Source organism: Cellulomonas sp. P4_A2 (assembly GCF_056402515.1).
Map to the genome: position 1 here is coordinate 233,734 of NZ_JBFUHG010000007.1, position 21,652 is coordinate 255,385.

Here is a 21,652-nt window from a genome sequence, read left to right on the forward strand (position 1 = left end):
GCCGCGTCCGGCCCTCCGGCGTGCGGGACCGCTCACGCGCCCGCGCGCCGCAGCCGCGAGGCCACCTGGACGGCGCGCACCGCGGCGGCGGCCTTGTTCCGGGACTCCTCGTACTCCAGCGCCGGGACCGAGTCGGCCACGATCCCGCCGCCGGCCTGCACGCTCGCGCGCCCCTCGCGGATGAGGGCCGTGCGGATGGCGATGGCCATGTCCATGTCGCCCGCGAAGTCGAAGTAGCCGACCGTGCCCCCGTAGATGCCGCGGCGAGCCGGCTCGATCTGGTCGATCAGCGCGATCGCCCGCGGCTTGGGCGCACCCGAGAGCGTGCCCGCCGGGAACGTCGCGACCAGGGTCTGCAGCGCGGTGGCGCCCTCGCGCAGGCGGCCCACCACGGTCGAGCAGATGTGCATGATGTGGGAGTAGCGCTTCACCGCCATGAACTCGACGACCTCGACGCTCGTCGGCTCGCAGACCTTGACGAGGTCGTTGCGGGAGAGGTCGACGAGCATGATGTGCTCGGCGCGCTCCTTGGGGTCGGCGAGCACCTCGTCCTGCAGGCGCAGGTCCTCCTCGGGCGTCGCACCGCGCGGACGCGACCCGGCGATCGGGAACGTCACGACGCGGCCGGACGTCACCTTGACCAGCGTCTCCGGGCTCGAGCCGACGACCGCGAAGTCCCGGCCGTCCGCGTCCTGCAGCTGCAGGTAGTACATGTACGGGCTCGGGTTGATGGTGCGCAGCACGCGGTAGACGTCCAGCGGGTCGGCCGGGCAGTCGAGGTCGAGCCGCTGCGACAGGACGACCTGGAACACCTCGCCGTCGCGGATGGCCTCCTGACCCGTGCGCACGGAGCTCTCGAACTCCTCGCGGGTCGACCGGAAGGTCAGCTCGGGCTCCTCGACGTCGGTGAGTACGGCGAGACCAGGCTCCACCGGGTGCAGCAGGGCGGCCTGCATCGCGTCGAGGCGGGCCACCGCGTCCGCGTGCGCGTCGTCGACGCGCTCGTCGGTGTCGTCGAAGTTGATCGCGTTGGCCACCAGCCAGACCGAGCCGTCGTGGTGGTCGACGACCGCGAGGTCGGTGGCCAGCAGCAGGGTCAGCTCGGGGACGCCGAGCTCGTCGGGCGCGTTGGCGGGCAGCGTCGGCTCCCAGTGCCGCACGATGTCCCAGCCGAGCGCGCCGACCAGGCCGCTGGTCAACGGCGGGAGGCCGCCGATCGCGGGCGTGCGCAGAGCGTCGAGCGTCCCGGCCAGGACGTCGAGGGCGTCACCCTCGGTGGGCACCCCCACGGGCACGTCCCCGACCCAGACGGGAGCCCCGTCGCGCACGGTGAGCGTCGCGCGCGAGTGCACGCCGACGAACGAGTAGCGGTCCCACGTCCCGTCGGCCTCGGCGGACTCGAGGATGAACGTCCCCGGCCGGCCGGCGGCGAGGGTGCGGTACAGGCCGACAGGCGTCACGTCGTCGGCCAGCAGGCGGCGGACCACCGGGATCACGCGCCGCTCGGTGGCGAGCACCCGGAAGGTCTCCAGCGACGGCCACGTGCCACCCCAGGGGACCTCGGCGGCGGCGACGTGGGTCGGGAGCGTCGGCGCGCTCATGCACGGCCTCCGGTCTCGGTGGGGCGGTCGCCGACGACGGCGGGCAGCGGGCCGCCCGCGTCGAAGCACGTGCGGGCGCCGGTGTGGCAGGCGGCGCCGACCTGGTCGACCTCGACGAGGAGCGCGTCGCCGTCGCAGTCGAGGCTCACCGCCTTGACGTACTGGGCGTTCCCCGACGTGTCGCCCTTGCGCCAGTACTCCTGGCGCGACCGGCTCCAGAACACGACGCGACCCGTGGTCAGCGTGCGGTGCAGCGCCTCGTCGTCCATCCAGCCGAGCATCAGCACCTCGCGGGTGTCGTGCTGCTGCACGATCGCGGCCACGAGCCCCTGCGGGTCGTGGCGGAGGCGTTCGGCGACGGCGGGATCGAGCGTGGGGACGGGTGCGGACGACACGCCCCGAATCCTGCCACGTATGACGACGGGCGTCGGCGGGCGTCCGGCCTACCGCGTCTGCGACACCCAGGCGGCGTGCAGCGCGGCGTAGTGCCCCTCACGCGCGACGAGGTCGTCGTGGTGCCCGACCTCCACCACGCGCCCGGCGTCGACGACGACGACGGCGTCGGCGGCCTCGGCGGTGGACAGCCGGTGCGCGATCGTGACGGTGCTCCGGCCACGCGTGAGCGACTCGAGGGCGCGCGCGATGCGCACCTCGGTCGCGGGGTCGACCGCGGACGTCGCCTCGTCGAGGAGCAGCAGGTCGGCGTCGGCCAGGTACGCACGGGTGAGGGCGACGAGCTGGCGCTCCCCCGCCGACAGGGACTCGCCGCGCTGGCCGACCGGCGTGCCGAGCCCGGCGGCGAGGTCGTCGACCCAGTCCGCCAGCCCGAGCGCGTCGACGGCCGCGCGGACGCGCTCGTCGTCGGCCGAGGCCGTGCTCGCGTCGTCGTCCGAACGCAGGCCGTACGCGATGTTCTCCGCGAGCGTGCCGTCGAACAGGAACCCCTCCTGCGGCACGAGCACGATCCGGCGACGCAGGTCGTCCACTGGGATGTCGCGCAGGTCCACGCCGTCGAGCAGCACCGCGCCCGCGGTCGGGTCCATGAACCGGGCGACGAGCTTGGCGATCGTCGTCTTGCCCGAGCCCGTCGCGCCGACGACCGCCACCGAGGTCCCGGCCGGGACCGCGAGGTCGATGTCGAGGAGCACGGCGGGGCCGTCCGGGTAGTGGTAGGCCACGTCGCGCAGCTCGAGCGTCGCCGGGCCGCGAGGGCTCGGGACGCCGTCGGAGCCTGCGTCGACCACCTCGACGGGGGTCTCGAGCACGCCGAGGACCCGGCGCCAGCCCGCGACGGCGTTCTGCAGCTCGTTGAGCACCTCGGTGGCCATCTGGACCGGACCGGTGAACAGCTGGACGAGGAACAGGAAAGCGAGCAGCTTGCCGACCGACATCTGCCCCGCGATCCCGAGGTAGGTGCCCGCGACCACCACGACGGCGAGGACGAGGTTCGCCACCAGGACGCCGCTGGAGAACACGACGCCGACGAGGTTCTGCGCCCGGACCATGGCCGAACGCGTGGCACCCACCGCGGCGTCGATCCGGCGCTGCGTGCGCTCGCCGACGCCGTACGCCCGGATGGTCTCGGCACCGACGACGGCCTCGGAGATGGCACCGAGCATGGCGCCGACGCGTTCGCGCACCACCGTGTAGCGCCCGTTGACCCGCTTCTGCAGCGGTCGCAGCGCGAGGAAGAGCGGCACGAAGCCCGCCCAGACGATCAGGGTCAGCTGCCAGGAGTAGACCGCCATGAGGATCGTCGCGACGCCGATCTGCAGCACCGAGACGAGGAGCATGATCCCGCCCCACTGCACGAACAGGGAGATCGTGTCGACGTCGGACGTCACGCGGGAGACCAGCGACCCGCGGCGCTCGGTGTTCTGCGTGAGCACCGACAGGTCGTGCACGTGCCGGAACGCCTTCGTCCGCAGCGACAGCAGGCCGCTCTCGCTCGACCGGAAGAGGCGGACGTTCACGTACCCCGAGCACACCGCCCCGATCAGCAGGCCGACCGCCGCGATACTCGTCAGGACCACCACGCGGTGCACGTCCGGACCGCCGGGCGCGAGGATCCCGGTGTCCACGGTCTGCTGGACGGCGATCGGCACGAGGATCCGCCCGAGCGACGCGACGACGGCCAGCACGAGCGTGAGCTTCCAGCCGACCACGAGCTGCGGGGACACCGCCAGACCGCGCCGGAGCGTCGCGACGACGCCGAGCGAGCTCGCGGGTGCCATGGCGCTCATGCCGGGTCCTGCGCGAACGACTCGATGACCTCGTCGAGCGCCAGCTCGTCGTCCGCCTCGGCGGCGCGACGGGCGGTCTCCTGCTCGTAGGCGGTGGCGAGCTCCCGGTACCCGGTGTCGCGGGCCAGCAGCTCGTCGTGCGTCCCGCGGTCCACCACGCGACCACCTTCGACGTGCACCACCTCGTCGGCGAGGAGCACGGACGACATCCGGTAGGCGACGAGCAGCACCGTCGGACCGCCGGTCCCGCGCAGACCCCGCAGGATCGCCTGCTCGATGCGCGGATCGACCGCGGAGGTCGCGTCGTCGAGGATCAGGACGGCCGGCCGCCGGACCAGCGCGCGGGCGAGCGCGAGCCGCTGCCGCTGCCCGCCGGACAGGTTCGCGCCGCGCTCCCCCAGCTTGGAGTCCAGGCCGCCGGGCAGCGCGCGGACCACGTCGTCGACGCGCGCGACGTGCAGCGCGTCCCAGACGGCGTCGTCGTCGGGCGCCCCGGGCTCGCCCTCGTCGGCCAGCGTCACGTTGCCGCGCACGGTGTCCTCGAACACGAACGTCGACTGCGACACCAGCGCGACGTGCCGGGCGAGGTCGGCCGGGTCGAGGTCCCGCAGGTCGACGCCGTCGAGCAGGACCGTGCCGGTCGTCGGGTCACTCAGGCGGCTGACGAGCGAGACAAGCGTGGTCTTGCCGGCCCCGGTCGGCCCGACGACGGCCACGGTCCGGCCCGGTGCGACGTCCACCGACACCTCGCGCAGCAGCGCCAGGTCCCCGCCGCCCGGCAGGTCGACAGAGAGTCCGACGTCGCGCAGCTCGACCCGGGCGCCGCCCCCGGTGGGCACCCACGACCGGTCGCCCGCCGGCAGGGAGCTGCGCGCGTCGAGCACCCGGGAGATCCGGTCGTACCCGACCAGCGCCCTCGGGACCTCGCCGAGCACCCAGCCGAACGCCCGCACGGGGATCGCGAGCAGGGTCAGCAGGTAGGCAGCGGCGACGACGTCGCCGGTCTCGATGTGCCCGGCGCTGACCTGCACGGTGCCGACGACGAGGACCAGGAGCGTGCCCAGGCCGGGCAGGACGTCGATCACGGGGTCGAACAGCGCACGCACGATGCCGACGCGGACGTTGGCGTCGCGCAGCTCCTGCGCCCGCCGGGCGAACCGGGCCTCCTCGCGCGCCGCCGTGCCCAGCGACGTCACCAGCACCGCTGCCTCGAAGCTCTCGTGCGCGATGTCGGCGACGTCGGCGCGCAGCTGCTGGGCGCGGATCGCCGCCGGGGACATCCGGCGCTGGAACACCAGGTTCGCGACGACGGCCAGCGGCAGCACGACGAGCGCCGCCAGCGCCAGCCAGACGTCGGTCCGGAACAGCGCGACCGTGGCCACGACCAGCATGACCGCCACGCCCAGCGCGAACGGCAGCGGGTTGAAGATGTTGGTGGCCGCCTCGACGTCCGCGCTCGCGTTGGACAGCAGCTGGCCGGTCGGGTGCCTGCGGTGCCAGCTCATCGGCAGGTGCAGGTACTGGCGCGTGACGCTCGTGCGGTGGTCCTCCTGGATCAGGGCGAACCCGCGACCGGCGAAGATCCGGCGCAGCGCGACCGTCACCGCGAGCGAGACCGCCACGAGCGCGATCGCCGCGCCCGCCAGCCAGATCCGGTCCTGCGCCTCCTGCGAGCCCGAGATCGCCGGCACGACGACCTCGTCCGTGATCGTGCCGAGCACCCGGCTGACGCCGACCGTCAGCACGCCGAAGACGGCCGACGTGCCGACCGCGACGACGTAGGTGCCCGGGTGTGCCCGCATGCCCCGCCAGATCAGCTGCGTCGCGCGGCTCGGCACCGAACCGGTGAGCGCCGTCGATCGCAGTGGGGGCACGACAAGGACCTTCCAGGGAGCCGATGGGGGTTGCCAGCAAGTTTCTCACGGGTCGGACAGCAGGTCTCCTCGGCGGGACCGCACCCGGGGCACCGTGCGAGCATGCGGCATGCCCTGGCACACGATCGAGCGCGAGCAGCTGGCCGAAGCCCTCAGCGCCGTCGCGCCCGACGCCCCCACCCTGTGCGAGGGCTGGCAGGCACGTCACCTCGCCGCGCACGTCGTGCTGCGCGAGCACTCGCCCGTCGTCGGCCTCGCGCTCGCCGTCCCACCGCTGTCCGGGCAGGCCGAGTCGGCCATCGACCGGCTCGCCGACGAGTCCCGCGCGCCCGGCGACTACGCGCAGCTCGTCGACCGGGTCGCCGCCGGCCCGTCCCGGCTGCACCCGATCGCCTGGGCCCCGGAGCTCATGAACCTGCTCGAGCTCTTCGTGCACACCGAGGACGTGCGACGCGGCGCCGGACCCGTCGGTCCGCGGACGCTCGACCCCGAGCAGACGGAGGCGCTGTGGGTGGCCCTGGTCCGACAGGGCGGCGGACGCCTGCGCCACGTGCCCGTGGGGGTGGTCCTGGTCCGCCCCGACGGCGTCCGCCACGTCCAGCACCGGGCCCGCGACGGGTGCGGCTCGGTCGTGGTCCGCGGCGCGGTGAGCGAGCTGGCCCTGTACCTGTTCGGACGCGGCGCCGCGGCGCACGTCGACCTGCAGGGTGCCGCGGACGACCTCAGCGAGCTGGAGCGCGTCCTGCCCGCCTGATCAGCCCGCGGCCGCGGTCGGGTGCCCGGTGTCGAGGATGTCCACGACGAAGACGACCGTCTGGCCGGCAAGCTCCTCGCTCTCCGTGACGCCGAGCGCGTACGTCGGCGGGACGACGAGCATCACCTGGCTGCCGACCGGTTGGTCGATGAGACCCTCCGCCCAGGCCTGCACGTCCTGCAACGAGAACGAGACCGGCAGCCCGTCGTGCGACCACGTCGAGTCGAACGACTCGCCGGACGTCCACGCGAACCCCGTGTACTGCACCGTCACGACGTCGTCGGCCTGGACCTGCTCGCCGGAACCTCGGACCAGCGGCTGCGCGACGAGCCCGGCCGGCGGTTCGGTCCCGGTGGGCGTCAGCGACGGCGCCCCCGACGGGTCGAGCGTGACGGCGGGCAGGTCGGCACGCGGGGGGACGGCCTCGCCCGACGCCCGCGTCGGGAGGACGTCGATGACGGTCACCGTGGGGTAGTCCGAGGCGCCGTTGCCGGTGCCCGGGCTGATCTGGAGCAGACGCGCCCCGACCTTCTGGCCCTGCAACGTGTCGAACAGGTCCTTGCCCAGGTCCACCTCGGTGAGCAGCAGCGCCGTCGGCTTGGTGGAGTAGCTCTCCTTGATCAGGGACGCGTCGGCGGCGTCCTCGAGCCAGAAGTCGATGAGGACCGCGGAGCCGTTGACCAGGTCCGGACCCGTGCCCGGCCAGATCTGCTCGGTGTGCGTCGTCGTGACGTCGAGGGGCGTCAGGTACGTGATCGTCGGCGCCTCACCCGGCTCACCGGTGACCGTCACGTCCGGGACCGACGTCTCGGGCGTGCTGCACCCGGCGAGGCCGACGAAGGTGAGCGCGAGCGCGGCCGCAGCCGCCAGGGCGCGCAGTCGTCGCACGGTCGGTCCTCCTCGTCACGGGCAGATGGGACGCCGCCCGGACGACCGGCCGACGCACCGGGACACTGTACGGTCCCGACCTGGTGCTCAGGGACTCGCGGGCGAGCCTCTCACCAGGTCCTCACATCGACTCGATCAGCCGGTCCACCCGCTCGTCGACGCTGCGGAACGGGTCCTTGCACAGCACCGTGCGCTGGGCCTGGTCGTTCAGCTTGAGGTGCACCCAGTCGACCGTGTAGTCGCGTCGGGCGTCCTGGGCGGCCCGCACGAAGTCACCGCGCAGCTTCGCCCGCGTCGTCTGCGGCGGCACCGCGGTCGCCTCGAAGATCTCGAGGTCCGTGGTGACGCGCTCGACCATGCCGCGCGCCGCGAGCAGGTTGTACAGACCCTCGGTGCGCGAGATGTCGTGGTACGCCAGGTCGAGGCGCTGCACGCGCACGTCCGACAGCTCGAGGTTGTGCTTGGCCTGGTAGCGCTCGATGAGCTTGTACTTGATCACCCAGTCGAGCTCGCGCTCCACGAGCGACAGGTCGCCGGTGCGCAGGGCGCGCAGCCCGCGCTCCCACAGGTCCAGCACCTGCTTGTTCTCCGGCGTCGGCCCGCCCTCGGACGCGAGGAAGTCGGTGACGCGGGTCAGGTACTCCTCCTGGAGGTCGACCGCCGTGACGGTCCGCCCGTTCGCCATCGTGATCGGGTGCATGCCCGTCATGTCGTGGCTGATCTCGCGGATCGCCCGGATCGGGTTCTCCAGGGCCATCTCCCGCATGGGGACGCCCGCCTCGATCATGCGCAGCAGCAGGTCGGTCGTGCCGACCTTGAGCATCGTCGTCGTCTCGGACATCGACGAGTCCCCGACGATCACGTGCAGGCGCCGGTAGTGCTCCGCGTCCGCGTGCGGTTCGTCGCGCGTGTTGATGATCGGCCGGCTGCGGGTGGTCGCGCTGCTGACGGCCTCCCAGATGTGGTCGGCGCGCTGCGAGAGGCAGTAGACGGCACCGCGGGGCGTCGCCAGCACCTTGCCGGCGCCCGTGAGGATCTGGCGCGTGATGAGGAACGGCACCAGGACGTCGGACAGCCGCGAGAAGTCGCCCTGCCGACGCACCAGGTAGTTCTCGTGGCAGCCGTAGGAGTTGCCCGCCGAGTCGGTGTTGTTCTTGAACAGGTGGATCGTGCCCGGCAGGCCCTCGTGCTCGAGCCGCTGCTGGGCGTCCGCCACGAGCCCCTCGAGGATGCGCTCGCCGGCCCGGTCGTGCGTGACCAGCTGGCGGACGTCGTCGCACTCCGCCGTGGCGTACTCGGGGTGCGACCCGACGTCCAGGTAGAGCCGCGAGCCGTTGCGCAGGAACACGTTGGACGAGCGCCCCCACGCGACGACCTTGCGGAACAGGTACCGCGCGACCTCGTCGGCCGACAGCCCACGCCCGTCCTGGGCGGCGCACGTCACGCCGTACTCGGTCTCCAGGCCGAAGATCCGCCTGTCCATCGCCGTACCTCCCTCGGTCGTGCCTTGCCTCGGCCCTCGCTGCGGAGGGCGCGTGCTCTCAGTCGAGCAGGTCCTCGAGCAGTGCGCCCGCCAGGCGACGGAACGTCCGACGCGGACGCGTGCGGTCCAGCACCGCGACCTCCAGCTGCGCGGCCGGGATCACCCGCTGCTCGCCGCTCTCCTCCGCGGGTGCACCGAGCGCCTTGACCGCGAGCGCCAGCACCTCGGGCAGCGTCATCCCGGCGTGCCAGCCCTCGGCGACGATCGTGCCGAGCCGTTCCGCCTGGCCACCCATGACGACGTAGCCGTGCTCGTCGGTGACCGAGCCGTCGTACGCGAGCCGGTAGATCTGGTCGCCGGACACCTCGTGGCCGACCTCGGCGACGACGATCTCCACCTCGAGGGGCTTGGACTCCGTGGTGAACACGGTGCCGAGCGTCTGGGCGTAGGCGTTCGCGAGGCCGCGGGCCGTCACGTCGACCCGGTCGTAGGAGTAGCCCCGCAGGTCGGCGTAGCGCACGCCGGCGACCCGGAGGTTCTCGAACTCGTTGTACTTGCCGACGGCCGCGAAGCCGATGCGGTCGTAGATCTCCGAGATCTTGTGCAGCGCCCGCGACGCGTTCTCCGTGGCGAACGCGATCCCGTCGTCGTACTGCAGGACGACGACCGACCGGCCGCGGGCGATGCCCTTGCGCGCGTAGTCGGCCCGGTCCTTCATGAGCTGCTCGGGCGACACGTAGAACGGCATGCTCATCGCTGGCCACCTCCCCGCGCCCGGTGGGCCCCTCGTCGTTGCTCCTCGACCTGCTCGACGATCGCCGAGAGCTGCTCGTCGGGAGCGCGCAGGTAGCCGGCCTCGGTCACCGTCGCGACGACGGGCCAGATCCCCCGCGTCCGGTCCGGCCCGCCCGTGGCGGAGTCGTCGTCGGCCGCGTCCCACAGCGCCTCGACGGCGACGCGGACGGCGCCCTCGGCGTCGAGCCCGTGCTTCCACAGCTTCTTGAGCGAGCCGCGCGCGAACACCGACCCCGACCCGACCGCGTGGTGGTCGTGCTCCTCGTACTGACCGCCCGTGACGTCGTAGGAGAAGATGCGCCCCGTCCGCCTGTCCAGGTCGTAGCCGCCGAACAGCGGCACCACGGCCAGGCCCTGCATGGCGAGGCCGAGGTTGCCCCGGATCATCGTCGCGAGGCGGTTGGCCTTGCCGTCGAGCGAGAGCAGCGAGCCCTCGATCTTCTCGTAGTGCTCGAGCTCGAGCTGGAACAGGCGGACCAGCTCGATCGCCAGCCCGGCGGTGCCCGCGATGCCGACGGCGGAGTACTCGTCGGCCGGGAACACCTTCTCGATGTCCCGGCTCGCGATCATCGACCCCATCGTGGCGCGGCGGTCGCCGGCCATGACGATGCCGCCGTCGAACGCGAGCGCGACGATCGTGGTGCCGTGGGGCGCCTGCAGCTCACCGGCCGGGCGGCTGCCCGGCAGGAGGTGCGGTGCATGGCTGGAGAGGAACTCGACGAACGACGACGAGCCGGGCGTCGTGAACGCGTGCGGCAGCCGCCCGGAGGACGACGTGTCGTACTGGTTCACTGGCCGCCCTTCTGGACGAACCCGCGCACGAACTGCTCCGCGTTGGACTCCAGGACGTCGTCGATCTCGTCGAGCAGGGCGTCGACGTCCGCGTCCCGGGACTGCGCGCTGGGCGTCGCCGGCGTGGGGGTGTCCGGACCGCCTTCCGGCTCCTCGTCCTCGCGACGTGGGCGTACGTGTTCCTGACCAGCCATCGTGAACCCTCCCGGTGTGCCAGCTGACGTGCTCAGCTCCACCCTAGGCCCATCCTCGGACGTGCCCGGCTCAGGCGCCCGCCGTTCGGACGAACCGACGGGCGAACCTCGTCCACAGATCGACGGATGTCCCGTCACCGGGAAGCGCGCGCTGCCATCATCACCCGATGACGGACCCCGCGATCCACCTCACGTCCGAGATGGCCCGCGCCCGGGCGATCCTCCTGGACACCCGGGCGTGCCCCGTCTGCGCGGGACCGATCGGGACGACCACGTGCGGTACGTGCGGGATCGACCTGTCGGGCGACGCGGGGCTGCGGATCTGGCGCTCGTCGCTCGAGGCCGTCGCCGCGATCGAGGCGCGCGCCGTGCTGGCCGCCGAGGTGCGCGGTGAGCAGCTGGCCGCCTGGCCGCGGTACTCCTCCCCCACCGCGGGCTCGCCGGCCGTGCCTCCTCCCGTCGCCCCGGCCCCGCGCGCGATGCCGGTACCGGTGCCGCGGCCTGCGCCTGCACCGCGACCCGTCGCCGAGCCGCGTGCGCCGTGGCGTGTGCAGACGGTGCTCCAGATCCTCGGCGTCGCGCTGCTCGCGATGGCCAGCCTCGTGTTCCTCGTCTTCAGCTGGGACGTCCTGACGGTCGCCCAACGTGGCGGCGTCATCGCGCTGGGCACGGTCGTCGTGCTCGTCCTGGCCGCCTGGCTCAAGCGCCGGGACCTCGAGGGCTCGGCCCAGGCGGTCGGCGTGCTCGGCTCGGTCCTGGTCGTCCTCGACGCCTGGGCCGTGCACGCGATCGGCATCTTCCCGAAGGCCGACCCCGCCGCCTACGCGGCGGTGGCCTGCGTCGTCTGCGCAGCCGCCCTCGGTGCGTACGGCCGGCAGACGGGCGTGCGCGCCGGCACCGTGACCGCGAGCCTGCTCCTGCCTGCCGCCCCGCTCATGCTGCTCGGGCACGGCGGGAGCGCGGCCGGGGTCGCGGCGCTGCTGCTCGGCGTCTCGGTCGTCGGGACCCTCCGCTTCCTGCTGCCGTGGGGCATGCGCGGCGAGCGGGCCGTCCTGGCGGGCGCCGCGGCCGTCGGGCTGGTCGCGGCCTGGGCGACGGCCCTGGTCGGGGTCGCGGTCGAGTGGGACGACGGTGAGGTCTGGCCGCCGGTCACCGTCCTGGCCGCCGCGACCGTCGTCGCCCTGGCGCAGGGTGCGCTCGCCGCGCGAGAGGCTCGCGCCGCCGGCCGCCGGGCGGGCGCCGGACGCGTCTGGGCCTACGGCGCGGGGGTCCTCGCCATCACCACCGCGACCGCCGTCTCCGTCGTCCTCGGGCTCGCGGCTGCCGTGCTCCCGGCGGCTGTCGCCGTCGCCCTCGTCGCGACGACGTCCCGCTGGCCGGCGACCCGGCCCGGACGCGGACTCGTGCGCGCGTGCGCGGACAGCGCCGGCCTGGCGGCCCTCGCCGTCGGTGTCCCCGCGGCGGTGCTGCTGTACGGCGACGGGATCGACGCGATCACCGGTGTCGACGGTGCGCCCACGTCCGAGGTGCTCCGCCGGCTCTCCGGCGTCGTGGCCGTCGCCCTCCTGCTCGTCGCGATCGCGGTGTGGCGGGGTGCCGGTCGGGCGGCCCGTGCCGCCCGGCMCGCCGCCGCCGCGGTGACGGCCGAGATCGTGCTCGTGGGAGCCGCCGTCGCCGGCGGCGACCAGGTGACCGCCGCGCTGCTCGCCGTCGGCGTCGTGGGCGCGGTCGTCGGGCTGCTGCGCACGGGCTGGCTGCGCTGGTACCTGCGGGTCGGCACGCTCCTGTCGCTGGGCGCGGCGTTCGTGGCCGCGCAGCTCACCACCGGCGGTGGGGCATGGTGGTCCGGCAGCGTCCTGGCCGCCGGCGCCGCGGTCGCGTACACGGCACGCTGGTGGGGCGGCGCCCCGGTCGCCCGGGCCGTCTCGACCGGCACGACCGCCCTGGTCGGCTTCGCGGCGCTCGCGCAGCTCCTTGCCGCCGGGGACGTCGCCGCACCCGTGACGGTCGCCGCCTCGGTCACCGTCGCGGTCCTGACCGTGGTCACTCTGTGGGTCGCCAGGAGCACTGCGGAGCGCCACGTCTCCCTCGGCGTAGCCGCGCTCGTCGGTCTCGGGTGCTGGATGACGGGCGTCTCCCCCGTACCGGCCGTCGTCGCGCCGAGCATCGTGCTCGGCGCCGTCGTCGCGGTCTCGGTCCTCGCCGTGGCGCTCTTCGGCGGGTCCCGCCTCGTCGCGCCGCTGGTCGTCTGGGCGACGGCTGCCGTCGCCCCCGTGGCGATGCTCGAGCTCGTCACGGCCCAGGCGCTCACCGGCTGGCCGGACGCCGTGGCCGTCTGCTTCGCGGCCGTCGTCCTCGGGGGCGCCGCGGCCGTGGTCGCGGGGACGCTGCCGGCGTCGCTCGCCGACCGGCGGCTCCCGCTCGAGGGCGTGGGCTGGGTCGTGGTCGGCGCCGGCATCGCGGCGTCGTTCGGCCAGAGCGTCTCCGCGGCCGCGCTGAGCCTCGTCCTCGCGTCGCTGGTCGCCGCCGCGTGCGCGAGCCGACGCGACCGTCGCGCCGAGCTGTGGGCGGCGCTCGGCCTGCTCGTCGCAGCGTCCTGGTGCGCGCTCGCGATCCGGGACGTCGGTGTCCCGGAGGCGTACCTGGCCCCGCTCGGGGCCGTGCTCACGGCCGTCGGCGTCGTGCGGTGGCGGTCCGGCGGACGATCCGCCGCCGAGCTCCTCGGTTGCGGGCTCGCCCTCGCGACGGTCCCCACCGCAGTGATCGTGGACCCGATCACGATCGGGCGCGCGACGCTGGACCGGACGATGCTCGCGACCGTCGCGTCCGCCGTCCTCGTCCTCGCCGCGCTCCTCCTCGTCCGGCGGCGCTCGGCGCCGTACACGGCGGGCAACGACCCCGTGCTCTGCGTGGCCGCGGTCGGCGCCCTGCTCGCCGTGCTCGGTCCGGCACGTCGCGCCGTCGTCCTGGCGGGCCTGAGCTGGACCGAGCCCCAGCCGCCGACGGAGCTGTGGGCCCTGCCCGCAGCCGCCCTGCTCGCCGGCGCGGGCGCGGCCTGGCTGCTCGCCCGGCCGGGTCAGGACGCGGGGCTTCGCCGGGTGGTCCCGTGGGGCGTGCTGCTCGTCGCCACGGTCCCGGCCCTGCTCACGCACGACGACGGGCCCGCCGGGCTCGCCCGGATCGGCGTGGGTGCCGCGCTCGGCAGCTACCTCGCCGCCCGGGGAGCCGCGGGCCTCGGCGCGCTCCCCGGTGCCCGCTGGTCGCCGCCGGCGCCGGACCTGGTCGGGATGGGCGCGTCGCTCCTCGTCGCCAGCACGGTCGCCGCCCTGGCCCGGACCTGGGCGGTGCCGCAGGACGCGGTCCTCGTCGCCCTCGGCGTGCTCGTCCTGCTCGTGGGTGCGGTGCGGATGCGGACGGAGCCCACGACGCCGACGTGGAGCGCGCTGGGACCGGGACTGGCCCTGGCGCTCGGTGTCCCCACGCTCACCGCGCTGGCCACCGGCACCGGCTGGCGCATCGGCGTGGCGATCGCGGGCGGGCTGCTCGCCGTGGTCGTGGGCGCGGTGCGGCGGTGGCAGGCGCCGTTCGTCGTCGGGGCGCTGGCGCTCCTGCTGGAGCTGGTCGTCCAGCTGGCACCCGTCGCCCGTCAGGCCGTCGGCGGGCTCGGCTGGTGGCCTGTCCTCGCGCTCGGCGGCGCCGCCCTGCTGGGCCTCGGCCTGACCTACGAGCGACGGCTGCGGGACGCCCGGGAGGCCGCCCGATACGTCGCGCAGATGAGCTAGGCGCCGAGCGCCTCGAGCAGCGACGCCGCGTCGGGGCTCCGGTCGAGCAGCTCGCCGACGTGCGCCGCGGTCCCGCGCAGCGGGTCGCGCATCGGCACCCGCTGCAGCGTCGCGGCACCGGGGACGTCGAACACGACCGAGTCCCAGCTCGCGGCGGAGATCTCGGTCCCGTACCGAGCCACCGCCTCGCCCCGGAAGTACGCGCGCGTGTCCCTCGGCGGGTGCAGGACGGCCTCGGCCACCTGCTCGGCCGTGACGAGGAGCTCGACGGCTCCCGCGCTCACCAGGCGGTGGTACAGGCCGCGCTCCGGCCGCACGTCGGACCACTGCAGGTCCATCGCGGCCAGGCGGGGGTGGTCCCACGCGAGGTGGTCGCGCCGGCGCATGCCCTCGAGGAGCCGCAGCTTGGCCAGCCACTCCACCTCGCGGGCACAGCTCGCCGGGTCGGTCGCCAGGCGGTCGAGCACGGACGCCCATCGGTCCAGCACGTCTTCGCTCTGCGCGTCGAGGTCGCCGCCGGTGTGGGCGAGCGCGGTCCGCACGGCCGTCAGGTACTCGCGCTGGATCTCCAGGGCGGTCAGGTGCCGACCGTCGGCCAGCTCGACGCGGGTGGTCAGGGTCAGGTCGTGGCTGATCAGGTGGACAGCCTGCACCGGGTCGCGCAGCGTCAGCCGGTCGACGATCGCGAGCGCTCCCCCGGCGCCGCCCTCGGCGACGGCGCGCTCGATGAGCCACAGGACCAGCGACGTCGTGCCCAGGCGCAGGTACGTGGAGACCTCGAGCATCGTCGCGTCGCCGATGATGACGTGCAGGCGGCGCCACCGGTCCGGGTCGGCGTGGGGCTCGTCGCGGGTGTTGATGATCGGGCGGCGCAGGGTCGTCTCGAGGCCGATCTCGGCCTCCATGTAGTCCGCGCGCTGGGACAGCTGGAAGCCGGGCGTCTCGCCGCGCTGGCCGATGCCCACGCGGCCGGCGCCGGTGAACACCTGGCGGGTCGCGAAGAACGGGATCAGGCGGGCCGCGAGGTCGTTGAACGGCACGGCCCGGTCGACGAGGTAGTTCTCGTGCATGCCGTAGGTGGCGCCCTTGCCGTCCACGTTGTTCTTGTAGAGGGCGACGTCCGGCAGGGCCTGCGTCGAGGCCAGGGCGCGCACCGACGCGAGCATCACCCGCTCGCCCGCGCGGTCCCAGCGCACCGCGTCGAGGGGGTTGGTCACCTCCGGCGACGAGTACTCCGGGTGGGCGTGGTCGACGTACAGCCGGGCGCCGTTGGTGAGGATGACGTTCGCGGCACCCGGGTCCTCGTACTCGTCGCTGGACGCGCGCGGGAGGGCCTGCGGGCCGTCACCCGACGGTGCCGGCACGTCCGGGTCGTCGGTGAGCAGCGACGGATGGGCCGACGCGCGCTGCAGGTGGAACCCGCGGGCGTCGTGCAGCGGGTCCTCGTCGTCGTAGTCCCAGCGCGCACGGGTCCGTGCCCCCTCGCGCGCGGCGGCGTGCACGGCGACCACGTGCGAGGAGAGCAGCATCGGGTTGGCCAGCGGGCGTCCGGGCTGGAGGATCCCGTACTCGGTCTCGATCCCCATCACTCGGCGCACGGTCACGGGACCACCCTAGGGTCGTCCCGCAACCGGGCGCGCCGACTGTCCGCCGCTACAGGTACTGCCCGGTGCTCGTGACGGTCTCGATGGTGCGCGAGCCCTCCGCACCCTTCTTGCCCTGCACGATCGTCCGGATGAAGACGATGCGCTCGCCCTTCTTCCCGGAGATGCGCGCCCAGTCGTCGGGGTTGGTCGTGTTGGGCAGGTCCTCGTTCTCGCGGAACTCGTCGACGCAGGCCGTGAGCAGGTGGTCCACCCGGATGCCCCGCTGCCCGCTGGCCAGGAAGTCCTTGATGGCCGACTTCTTGGCGCGGTCGACGACGTTCTGGATCATGGCGCCCGAGTTGAAGTCCTTGAAGTACAGGACCTCCTTGTCGCCGCTCGCGTAGGTGACCTCGAGGAAACGGTTCTCGTCGCTCTCGGTGTACATCCGCTCGACGACGCGGCTGATCATCGCCTCGACGGCCTCCGTCGCGGACCCGCCGTGCTCGGACAGGTCGTCCGGGTGGATCGGCAGGCTGGGCACCAGGTACTTGGCGAAGATCTCGCGCGCGCCCTCGGCGTCCGGGCGCTCGATCTTGATCTTCACGTCCAGGCGGCCGGGCCGCAGGATCGCCGGGTCGATCATGTCCTCACGGTTCGAGGCGCCGATGACGATGACGTTCTCCAGCCGCTCCACGCCGTCGATCTCGCTGAGCAGCTGCGGCACGATCGTCGTCTCGACGTCGCTCGAGACGCCGGTGCCGCGGGTACGGAAGAGCGACTCCATCTCGTCGAAGAACACGACGACCGGGTGCCCCTGCGACGCCTTCTCGCGGGCACGGGCGAAGATCAGGCGGATGTGCCGCTCGGTCTCGCCGACGTACTTGTTCAGCAGCTCGGGGCCTTTGACGTTCAGGAAGAAGCTCTTGGTGTCGGCGGTGTCCTCGCCCCGCGCGGCGGCCGCGGTGGCCGCGAGCGAGTGCGCGACGGCCTTGGCGATGAGCGTCTTGCCGCATCCGGGCGGGCCGTACAGCAGCACACCCTTCGGCGGCTTCAGGCCGTGCTCGCGGAACAGCTCCGGGTGCAGGAACGGCAGCTCGACCGCGTCGCGGATCGCCTCGATCTGCGGGCCCAGGCCGCCGATGTCCTTGTAGTCGATGTCCGGCACCTCTTCGAGGACCAGGTCCTCGACCTCGGCGCGCGGGATGACCTCGAACACGAACCCGCTGCGCGAGTCGATCGTCAGGGCGTCGCCGATCCGCACGTGCGCGTCACGGACCTGCCCGGCGAAGCGCACGACGCGCTCCTCGTCGCCACGCCCGACCACGAGCGCACGGTCGGTGCCCAGCAGCTCCTTGACGGTGACGAGCTCGCCGACCTCCTCGTACCCGCCGGCCTCGACGACCGTGAGGGCCTCGTTGAGCATGACCTCCTGGCCGGGGCGCAGCGTGGAGACGTCGAGCGACGGGCTGGCGCCCACGTGCATCTTGCGGCCGGCGGAGATGATGTCGACGCTGCCGTCGTCGCGGGAGCCGAGGTAGGTGGCGTACGTGCCCGGCGGCTTGGCCAGGTCGTCCACCTGCCGCTTGAGGTCGATGATCTGCTCGCGAGCGGCGACGAGCGCGTCGCTGAGACGCTCGTTCTTGGCCGCCAGCACACTGAGCTCTCGGTGGATGTCCCGTCCAGGGGCGCCCGGATCAGTCATGTCGTCGGCCTCCGTCCCGCTTGCGCGAAGTGTGTCTCCGTCTCCATCGTGCACCGCGTTGTGCCTGCTGGTCCGACGACCCTAACCACAGATGTCAACAGTCGGGGGCCCGACGCACCCGACTCGACCGGTTCATCCCGATCTGTGGACGGCGGGTCGCGCGGTGGTTTCTTGTCGGATACCGCGCGCTCCCCCATGGCCTCCGGCGACCAGAGCTCGGCGTCGTCGACGGCCGGTGCTCCGTCGGCGGCCACGGGGTACGCCCCCTTGGCGGGACGCCGACGACGCTGCGGCGCGTCCACCCCGTCGGCGAGCCGTCGCGTGGTGAGCAGGAAGCCCGTGTGGCCGATCATCCGGTGCTGCGGCCGGACGGCCAGGCCCTCGAGGTGCCAGCCGCGCACCATGGACTCCCAGGCCTCGGGCTCGGTGTAGCGGCCGTCGCTGCGGATGTCCTCGGCGAGCCGCGACAGCTGGGTCGTCGTCGCGACGTAGGAGATGAACACCCCACCGGGCGCGAGCGCCTCCGCGACGGCGTCGAGGTTCTCCCACGGCGCGAGCATGTCGAGCACGACGCGGTCGACGCTGCCGGGCTCGGCGACGGTCGGCAGCACGTCGGACAGGTCGCCGACCGACAGCTCCCACGCGGGGTGCGGGCCGCCGAAGAAGCCCTCGACGTTCCCGCGGGCGATGGCCGCGAAGTCCTCTCGGCGCTCGATGGAGTGCAGCGACCCGCCGTCGCCGACGGCACGCAGGAGCGACATCGTCAGCGCCCCGGACCCGACGCCGGCCTCGATCACGCGCGCGCCCGGGTAGATGTCGGCCATCGCGACGATCTGCCCCGAGTCCTTCGGGTAGACCACCGCGGCGCCGCGCGGCATGGACAGCACGTAGTCGGCCAGCAGCGGCCGCACCGCGAGGTACTCGATCCCCGACGTATTCCGCACGACCGTGCCCTCGGGCGCCCCGAGCAGCGCGTCGTGCGTCAGGTAGCCGCGATGCGTGTGGAACGACCCGCCCTCGGCGAGCGTGATCGTGTGCAGCCGGCCGCGCGGGTCGGTCAGCTGCACGCGGTCGCCCGCTCGGAAGGGACCGCGGCGTTGCGCGGCACCGGTGGACGTCTGGTCGGGGTTCACGGTCCCCGAGTCTAGGAGCGGATGGCCGCCACGACGTCCATCGCGCGGATCAGGCCGACCACCTTGCCGTCGACGAGCGCAGCGACGACGGGCGAGTTCCGGGTGGCCTCCCCGATCGCGCCCACGAGCGCCGGGCCGCTGAGCAGGCCGTCGACGGTGGCCCCGACGGGCAGTGGGATGGAGACGGCGGTCACCGGCGTCGTGCCCGCTGCCTCGGCCGGGACCGAGGCGGCAGCGGCGCGGTCGACGTAGGCGGCGGGCCGGCCGTCCGGGGACAGGATGACGACCTCCTCGGCGCCGGCCGCGGCGGCGACGGCCCCGGCGTGCGCGAGGGAGTCGGTGTGGCCGACCCCGACCGCGCGGCGCCCGACGCTCGCCAGGGTGATCTGCTGGACGGCCTTCTGCGTCCGGCCCCCGCGGACCGCGGACGAGGCCCCGGACCACAGGAACGCCCCGATCAGGGCGGACCACACCACGCTGCTGATCTCCGGCTGCCGACCGCTCAGGAGCGGCACGACGAGGGCCCAGGCGAGCACGCCCACGGCGACGACGCGACCCGCCCAGCCGGCGACGACCGTGCCGGTGTGCCGGTTCTTGGTGATGCCCCAGACCGCGGCCTCGAGCACCCAGCCGCCGTCGAGCGGGAGGCCCGGGATGAGGTTGAACACCCCGAGGAACCCGTTGGAGACGGCGCCGGACCAGAGCAGGAGCCCCCCGATGCTGTCGGTGCCGACGCGCGCGGCCAGGAAGGCGAAGATGCCGGCACACACGAGGTTCGAGATCGGCCCGACGATCGCGACGAGGATGCTCGTCAGAGGCGTCGGGGACACCCCGCCGAAGCTCGTGTGGCCGCCCCAGAGGGTGAGCACGAACTCGCGTGGCTGCTGACCGCGTGCCCGCGCCATGAGGCCGTGGGCGAGCTCGTGGACGAGCACCGAGGCGAACAGCAGGACGACGAACCCGAGCGCGACGACGTAGATCTTCACGCCGACGTCCCCGCCGAGCCAGCGGCGCACGCTGGGCGCGATGAACAGCGTCAGCACGACGGCGGCGAGCAGCCAGCTGGGGGCCAGGATGATCGGGGCGCCGACGACGCGGCCGATCACCCAGCCCGACGTCCGGCGTTCGGTGGGTCTGTTGCTGCTCACGTCCCCAGAGTAGGTGTGCGTCGATCCGCCCCGGTGTCGGTGGTGGCGCCTAGGGTCGGAGGCGTGCACAGCTCCGACGGAAGACCCGCCGCATGACCAGCGACGCGCTCGAGCTCGAGGTGGTCGACGAGGCCGTCGAGGACGCCGTCGAGCAGCTCGTCACGGGCGACCGGCCGCCGTCGCGGCCCGGTCTGTCCCCGTCGCGGGCCAACGACTTCCTGCAGTGCCCTCAGCTGTTCCGGTTCCGGGTGATCGACCGGCTCCCCGAGCCGCCCAGCCCGGCCGCGGCACGCGGCACCCTGGTGCACGCCGTGCTGGAGCACCTGTTCGACCTGCCCGCCCCCGAGCGCACGGTCGAGGCCGCGCAGGCGCTGCTGCCGGTGCAGTGGGAGATGCTGCTGGAGCGCGACCCGTCGATCGGTGAGCTGTTCGCGGAGCCGACGGACCTCGCCGAGTGGCTGACGAGCGCCGAGGCGCTGCTGGCGACGTACTTCACGCTGGAGGACCCCACCCGCCTCGAGCCGCGCGAGCGCGAGCTCATGGTGTCCACCGAGCTGTCCGAGGGCGGTCCCCAGCTGCGCGGGATCATCGACCGGGTCGACGTCGCACCGAACGGGTGGGTGCGCGTCGTGGACTACAAGACCGGCAAGTCGCCGCGTCCGGGGTTCGAGAGCTCGGCCCTCTTCCAGATGCGGTTCTACGCCTACGTCATCTGGCGCACGCGCGGGATCCTGCCCAAGCGGCTGCAGCTCGAGTACCTCGGCGACGGGGTCGTGCTCACGCACGAGCCGTCCGAGTCGGAGATGGCGACCATCGAGGCGCGCGTGCGGTCGATCTGGGGCGGCATCGAGGACGCCGCACGATCGGGCGACTGGCGGCCGCGGCCGTCCAGGCTGTGCGACTGGTGCTCGTTCAAGGCACTGTGCCCCGCGTTCGGGGGGACGCCGCCCGAGGTGCCCGAGGGAGCGGTCGAGCGGTCGATCGGCGTGCAGCCGACGGCGCTCAGCTAGCGGCGCGCAGGTCCAGCACGTCGCCCTCGGCCACCCGCAGCAGGTCCGCCACCGACACGTCCTCGAGGGAGCCGACCCGGCTGAGGCCCGGTCGGGACGCGACCGCGTGGTGCACCTCGACCGCGATCGTGCGGGCACCCGACGCGACCGCCGAGGCGATGCCCGACCGCGAGTCCTCGACCGCGATGCACGACGCGACGTCGACCCCGAGGCGCTCGGCGGCCAGGAGGTAGGGCTCCGGGTCGGGCTTCGCGCGGCTGACCTCGTCGCCGCTGACGACGACGTCGAACAGGCCCACGGCCGCGGCGAACGGGTCGGCCAGCACCGCGAACGACGAGGTCACCAGCGCCATCGGGACCCCGGCCGCGTGCACGGCGCGGAGCAGCTCCTGGGCGCCCGGCTGCCACGGGATCCCGGCCGCGACGCCGGACGCGACGCGCTGGTTCAGGAAGTCGACGATCTCGTCGTACGGGAGGTCGACGCCGCGCTCGGCGAGGGCCTTCGCGCTCACCATCATCGGGTTGCCGACCATGGCGAGGCCGTCCTCGTGCGTCCAGACACCGCCGTGCGCCTCGACCAGCTCGGTCTCGGCCGCGATCCAGAACGGCTCGGTGTCGATGAGGGTGCCGTCCATGTCCCAGAGGACTGCAGCGAGGTGGGGGTTCAC

General features: G+C 73.6%; 17 protein-coding genes. 3 read left to right on the top strand and 14 right to left on the bottom strand.

Annotated elements, in window-relative coordinates; all coding sequences use genetic code 11:
- Positions 1 to 32: 32 nt before the first annotated feature.
- From AC1DUE_RS09570 to AC1DUE_RS09585, 4 genes are read right to left on the bottom strand one after another with little or no spacing between them, the layout of a single operon-like run.
- The gene (locus tag AC1DUE_RS09570) at positions 33 to 1,601 is read right to left on the bottom strand and encodes an anthranilate synthase component I (protein WP_477039170.1); all 1,569 of its coding nucleotides are present in this window, start codon (positions 1,599 to 1,601) and stop codon (positions 33 to 35) included.
- On the bottom strand, positions 1,598 to 1,996 hold the full coding sequence (gene hisI, locus AC1DUE_RS09575) for a phosphoribosyl-AMP cyclohydrolase (RefSeq protein WP_477039171.1): 399 nt from the start codon (positions 1,994 to 1,996) through the stop codon (positions 1,598 to 1,600). Before hisI ends, AC1DUE_RS09570 begins: the two co-directional genes overlap by 4 nt.
- Before the next feature lie 48 nt (positions 1,997 to 2,044).
- Complete coding sequence (locus AC1DUE_RS09580) at positions 2,045 to 3,844, bottom strand: ABC transporter ATP-binding protein (protein ID WP_477039172.1); 1,800 nt, start codon at positions 3,842 to 3,844, stop codon at positions 2,045 to 2,047.
- On the bottom strand, positions 3,841 to 5,646 hold the full coding sequence (locus AC1DUE_RS09585) for an ABC transporter ATP-binding protein (protein WP_477039279.1): 1,806 nt from the start codon (positions 5,644 to 5,646) through the stop codon (positions 3,841 to 3,843). Before AC1DUE_RS09585 ends, AC1DUE_RS09580 begins: the two co-directional genes overlap by 4 nt.
- 181 nt (positions 5,647 to 5,827) lie before the next feature.
- Here AC1DUE_RS09585 and AC1DUE_RS09590 point away from each other — a divergent pair, with 181 nt between their 5' ends.
- Positions 5,828 to 6,472 carry a TIGR03085 family metal-binding protein gene (locus AC1DUE_RS09590; RefSeq protein WP_477039173.1) on the top strand — a complete coding sequence of 215 codons (645 nt, stop codon included), beginning with the start codon at positions 5,828 to 5,830 and terminating at the stop codon, positions 6,470 to 6,472.
- On the opposite strand, the gene AC1DUE_RS09595 is transcribed toward AC1DUE_RS09590, so the two are convergent.
- The 5 genes from AC1DUE_RS09595 to AC1DUE_RS09615 all read right to left on the bottom strand — a co-directional run bounded on the left by AC1DUE_RS09595 (position 6,473) and on the right by AC1DUE_RS09615 (position 10,624).
- Positions 6,473 to 7,360 (bottom strand): FKBP-type peptidyl-prolyl cis-trans isomerase, encoded by an 888-nt coding sequence (locus AC1DUE_RS09595; protein ID WP_477039174.1) that lies wholly within the window; start codon positions 7,358 to 7,360, stop codon positions 6,473 to 6,475. It abuts the gene before it with no gap.
- Between the two features lie 121 nt (positions 7,361 to 7,481).
- Complete coding sequence (gene pafA, locus AC1DUE_RS09600; RefSeq protein WP_477039175.1) at positions 7,482 to 8,843, bottom strand: Pup--protein ligase; 1,362 nt, start codon at positions 8,841 to 8,843, stop codon at positions 7,482 to 7,484.
- A gap of 58 nt (positions 8,844 to 8,901) precedes the next feature.
- Positions 8,902 to 9,597: a proteasome subunit alpha gene (gene prcA / locus AC1DUE_RS09605; protein WP_477039176.1), complete on the bottom strand. Its 696-nt coding sequence runs from the start codon at positions 9,595 to 9,597 to the stop codon at positions 8,902 to 8,904.
- A complete protein-coding gene (prcB, locus tag AC1DUE_RS09610) occupies positions 9,594 to 10,430 on the bottom strand; it encodes a proteasome subunit beta (RefSeq protein ID WP_477039177.1) in 837 nt (278 codons plus the stop codon). The genes prcA and prcB overlap by 4 nt, the downstream gene beginning before the upstream one ends.
- Complete coding sequence (locus tag AC1DUE_RS09615) at positions 10,427 to 10,624, bottom strand: ubiquitin-like protein Pup (protein WP_477039178.1); 198 nt, start codon at positions 10,622 to 10,624, stop codon at positions 10,427 to 10,429. Before AC1DUE_RS09615 ends, prcB begins: the two co-directional genes overlap by 4 nt.
- Before the next feature lie 167 nt (positions 10,625 to 10,791).
- Between AC1DUE_RS09615 and AC1DUE_RS09620 the strand changes: the two genes are divergently transcribed.
- Complete coding sequence (locus tag AC1DUE_RS09620; protein WP_477039179.1) at positions 10,792 to 14,406, top strand: SCO7613 C-terminal domain-containing membrane protein; 3,615 nt, start codon at positions 10,792 to 10,794, stop codon at positions 14,404 to 14,406.
- On the opposite strand, the gene dop is transcribed toward AC1DUE_RS09620, so the two are convergent.
- Genes dop through AC1DUE_RS09640 form a run of 4 tightly spaced genes read right to left on the bottom strand, consistent with a single transcriptional unit; the run spans position 14,403 to position 19,975 of the window.
- Entirely contained in the window at positions 14,403 to 16,010 is a 1,608-nt protein-coding gene (gene dop, locus AC1DUE_RS09625; protein WP_477039180.1) for a depupylase/deamidase Dop, read from the bottom strand. The two genes, AC1DUE_RS09620 and dop, sit on opposite strands and share 4 nt — an antisense overlap.
- Before the next feature lie 49 nt (positions 16,011 to 16,059).
- On the bottom strand, positions 16,060 to 17,694 hold the full coding sequence (gene arc / locus AC1DUE_RS09630; protein WP_477039181.1) for a proteasome ATPase: 1,635 nt from the start codon (positions 17,692 to 17,694) through the stop codon (positions 16,060 to 16,062).
- Positions 17,691 to 18,827, bottom strand: a complete 1,137-nt coding sequence (locus tag AC1DUE_RS09635; protein ID WP_477039182.1) for a tRNA (adenine-N1)-methyltransferase — start codon at positions 18,825 to 18,827, stop codon at positions 17,691 to 17,693. Before AC1DUE_RS09635 ends, arc begins: the two co-directional genes overlap by 4 nt.
- Positions 18,828 to 18,838: 11 nt before the next feature.
- Positions 18,839 to 19,975, bottom strand: a complete 1,137-nt coding sequence (locus AC1DUE_RS09640) for a site-2 protease family protein (RefSeq protein ID WP_477039183.1) — start codon at positions 19,973 to 19,975, stop codon at positions 18,839 to 18,841.
- Positions 19,976 to 20,067: 92 nt separating this feature from the next.
- Here AC1DUE_RS09640 and AC1DUE_RS09645 point away from each other — a divergent pair, with 92 nt between their 5' ends.
- Complete coding sequence (locus AC1DUE_RS09645) at positions 20,068 to 20,985, top strand: RecB family exonuclease (RefSeq protein ID WP_477039184.1); 918 nt, start codon at positions 20,068 to 20,070, stop codon at positions 20,983 to 20,985.
- On the opposite strand, the gene AC1DUE_RS09650 is transcribed toward AC1DUE_RS09645, so the two are convergent.
- Positions 20,978 to 21,652 (bottom strand): HAD family hydrolase, encoded by a 675-nt coding sequence (locus tag AC1DUE_RS09650; protein ID WP_477039185.1) that lies wholly within the window; start codon positions 21,650 to 21,652, stop codon positions 20,978 to 20,980. The two genes, AC1DUE_RS09645 and AC1DUE_RS09650, sit on opposite strands and share 8 nt — an antisense overlap.